Source organism: Cupriavidus sp. 05N40, from assembly GCF_056397305.1.
Genome location: NZ_JBFTND010000360.1, coordinates 1 through 3,960, shown reverse-complemented (window position 1 = coordinate 3,960; position 3,960 = coordinate 1). Strand labels below are relative to the sequence as shown.

Here is a 3,960-nt window from a genome sequence, read left to right as displayed (position 1 = left end):
ATATTGTACCGAAACGCAAAGCTGCCACGCGCAAAACGCTTATTGTGAAATAATATTTCACAATATAAAATGCCAGGTTCAAAAGGAAGAGAACGCGGGTACGTGGAACCGGCCCGCCCTTTCGTTTCCGACAACGTCAATAACGGTTCCACCGACCGGAAGATGCGCCGATGACCAGTCCCCAGCAGCCCACGCCCCAAGACGACCTGAAGCAGCAGCAGCGTGAGGCGCTGCGCAAAGCTGCCCTGGAATATCACGAGTTTCCGACCCCAGGGAAGATCTCGGTCACGCCGACCAAGCCGCTGTCGAACCAGCGCGACCTGGCGCTGGCCTACTCGCCCGGCGTGGCCGCTGCATGCGAGGAGATCGTGGTCGACCCGGCCAACTCCTTCCGCTATACCGCGCGCGGCAACCTGGTTGGCGTGATCACCAACGGCACTGCCGTGCTGGGCCTGGGCGATATCGGCCCCGCGGCCTCGAAGCCGGTGATGGAAGGCAAGGCCGGCCTGTTCAAGAAGTTCGCCGGCATCGACGTGTTCGACATCGAGATCGACGAGAAGGACCCCGAGAAGCTGGTCCAGATCATCGCCGCGCTGGAGCCGACCTTCGGTGGCATCAACCTCGAAGACATCAAGGCGCCGGAGTGCTTCTACGTCGAGCGCAAGCTGCGCGAGCGGATGAAGATTCCCGTCTTCCACGACGACCAGCACGGCACCGCGATCGTGGTGGGCGCGGCCGTGATCAACGGCCTCAAGGTGGTCGGAAAGGATATCGGCAAGGTCAAGCTGGTGGCGTCGGGCGCGGGCGCCGCGGCGCTGGCCTGCCTGGACCTGCTGGTCGACATGGGCATGAAGCTCGAGAACATCTGGGTGACCGACCTGGCCGGCGTGGTCTATGAAGGCCGCACCGAGCTGATGGACCCGGAAAAGGCGCGTTTCTCGCAGAAGACCGACAAGCGCAAGCTGGCCGAAGTCATCGACGGCGCCGACATCTTCCTGGGCCTGTCCGCCGCCGGCGTGCTCAAGCCCGAGATGATCAAGGGCATGGCCGACAAGCCGCTGATCCTGGCGCTGGCCAACCCCAATCCGGAAATCATGCCGGAGCTGGCCAAGGAGGTGCGTCCCGACGCCATCATGGCCACCGGTCGCACCGACTACCCGAACCAGGTCAACAACGTCCTGTGCTTYCCCTTCATCTTCCGTGGCGCGCTGGACTGCGGCGCCACCACCATCACGCGTGAGATGGAAATTGCTGCCGCCAACGCGGTGGCGGARCTGGCGCGCCAGGAGCAGAGCGACATCGTCGCCACTGCCTATGGCATCCAGGACCTGTCGTTCGGCCCCGAGTACCTGATTCCCAAGCCCTTCGATCCGCGCCTGATCGTCAAGATCGCACCGGCCGTGGCCGAGGCCGCCATGAAGTCCGGCGTGGCCGCGCGCCCGATCGCCGACATGGACGCCTACCGTCTGCAACTGCAGCAGTTCGTCTACCATTCGGGCACCCTGATGAAGCCGATCTATGCGGCCGCCCGTCAGGTCGACATGGAGAAGAAGCGCATCGTCTTCGCCGAGGGCGAGGAAGAGCGCGTGCTGCGCGCGGTGCAGGTGATCGTCGACGAAAAGCTGGCCAACCCGATCCTGATCGGTCGCCCGGCCGTGATCGCCCACCGCATCGAGCGCTTCGGCCTGCGCCTGCGCGGCGGCGTTGACTTCACCGTGGTCAACCCGGAGAACGACCCGCGCTTCCGCGACTACTCCGAGGCCTACTTCAAGATGATGGCCCGCCAGGGCGTCACCCAGCAGTACGCCAAGCTGGAAATGCGCCGCCGCACCACGCTGATCGGCGCCATGCTGGTCAAGAAGGGCGAGGCCGACGGCATGATCTGCGGCACGGTCAGTACCACTGCCGCGCACCTGCGCTATATCGACCAGATCCTGGGCGGCACCAATGAGGTCTACGCCGGGATGAACGGGCTGGTCCTGCCGGGCCGCCAGATCTTCCTGGTCGATACGCACGTCAACGTCGACCCGACCGCCGGCCAGCTGGCCGAGATCACCATCATGGCCGCGGAAGAGCTCAAGCGCTTCGGCATCGAGCCCAAGGTTGCATTGCTGTCGCATTCGAACTTCGGCACCTCGGAGGCCGCTTCGGCGCAGAAGATGCGCGAAACGCTGGCGATCCTGCGCGAACGTGCGCCGGAGCTCGAGGTGGACGGCGAGATGCACGGCGATTGCGCTCTCGATCCCAAGCTGCGCGAGACGCTGGTGCCGGATGGCGCGCTCAAGGGCGAGGCGAACCTGCTGGTGTGCCCGAATATCGACGCCGCCAACATCTCGTACAACCTGCTCAAGGTCGCGGCGGGCAACAATGTGGCGATCGGGCCGATCCTGCTCGGGGTCAAGGCGCCGGTGCACATCCTGACGCCTTCGGCCACCGTGCGGCGTATCGTCAATATGACGTCGCTGGTGGTGGTGGACGCGGCCGCCAAGCGCTAAGCCGCTACCTGCCGAGAAAAGCCGGGCTTGCCCGGCTTTTTTTTCGTCCCGCCCCTTGTGCCCCGGTGTGACGCAAAGCCTGGGGTAAGTGGGTGCACACATGTTAATAACACCTTGAAACAATTGGAGTTTTCGTCTGTTCCGAGGGGCGGGGATTGATTATTTAGCGGCATGCGCGTAACCTTATGGCCTTGAAGTGCGCGCGGAATGCACATTTGCGCGATGCCATCGTTATCGCGTCCTCCCCAACAAGACAAGCAACGTGGGTTCCCAGATTTCTCTGACGCAGCGCGCATCGCGATGGATTTCAGCCGCAGGGCTGGCACGGGCAGCAGGCCGGGTGCTGGCGGTCGCGGCGGTATCGTGCGCGCTGGCCCAGCCAGTGCTGGCGCGGCAGACGGCAGACGCCGGCACGGGAACCATCTCGCTGCAGCAGTTGCCCAACGAAGCGCAAACGACGATGGAGCGTATCGAAGCGGGTGGCCCGTTTCCCTACGCCAAGGATGGCTCGAGGTTCGGCAACTACGAGCGCATCCTGCCGCAGAAGTCGCGCGACTATTACCGCGAATACACGGTGAAAACTAACAGCCGGAACCGGGGAGCCAGACGCATCGTATGTGGCGGTGATCAACGCGCCACCAACGACTGCTACTACACGGACGACCACTACAACAGTTTCAAACGGATAGCCAAATGATGACTGACATTTTCGGATTGGGCGACGCCCTTGCCGCCCGCGAAGAGCGCGGCGCCGGAGATGGCTGGCAGCGGGCCCAGACCCAGGCCCAGAATCTTTACGACAACGTGTTGATGATGCCTCGCAACGAGCTCTCGCACCAACCGCCGCTCGCACCCGTTCCCGCAGCCGGCACCGACGGCAGCCAAGAKGGAGCCATGAACCTGTTCAAGACGGTGCGTCCGAACATCGTCCAGTCTATCCGCGCGTTCCGCGTGCCCGAACTCGCCCAGGCGGCGGCGGAGCTCGGCCAGCATTTCCTGTACGCCAACTGCGCGCATTGCCAAAGCAAGGCGGAGGTGCTGGACACCATCGCCACCAGCTTCCTGTTTCCGAAGCACTTCGGCAAGAACTTCGATGCCCTGGCTGACTGCCTGACCGACCTGATCCACAAGGCCGGTGCGCAGCCCGGCTTCGTGATCGTGCTCGAAGGCCTGCCCATTGCGCAGAAGTTCGACAAGGAAGGCCGCGAGGTGCTGCTCGACGTGTTCCGCGACGCGGCCGAGTTCTGGGCCGAGCGCAAGGTCCAGTTCCGCGTGTTCTACTCGTTTGCCTGACACCCGCCTCGCCTGATACCGCGCCAGCCGCGGCGGGCGCGCAGCAAAGACAAAGGCCCGCCTGAGCGGGCCTTTCGTCTACCCGGAGCCGGTCGGCGCCCTGCGTTTCAGCGCCGCCTTCGTCCGCACTTCACGCAGCAGGCGGTACGTGGCCCTGCGGGGTGAGCTTGTC

The 3,960-nt window shown here is 64.0% G+C and carries 3 protein-coding genes; all 3 read left to right on the top strand.

Translation table 11 applies throughout. The features are described 5' to 3' along the window. Positions 1-170: 170 nt before the first annotated feature. Entirely contained in the window at positions 171-2,495 is a 2,325-nt protein-coding gene (locus AC1DO7_RS39985; protein WP_441617700.1) for an NADP-dependent malic enzyme, read from the top strand. A gap of 340 nt (positions 2,496-2,835) precedes the next feature. Then, entirely contained in the window at positions 2,836-3,192 is a 357-nt protein-coding gene (locus AC1DO7_RS39980) for a guanyl-specific ribonuclease (RefSeq protein WP_441617915.1), read from the top strand. Next, positions 3,189-3,788, top strand: coding sequence for a barstar family protein (locus tag AC1DO7_RS39975; protein ID WP_477117472.1), 600 nt, complete (start codon positions 3,189-3,191; stop codon positions 3,786-3,788). The genes AC1DO7_RS39980 and AC1DO7_RS39975 overlap by 4 nt, the downstream gene beginning before the upstream one ends. The last annotated feature ends 172 nt before the right edge of the window (positions 3,789-3,960 follow it).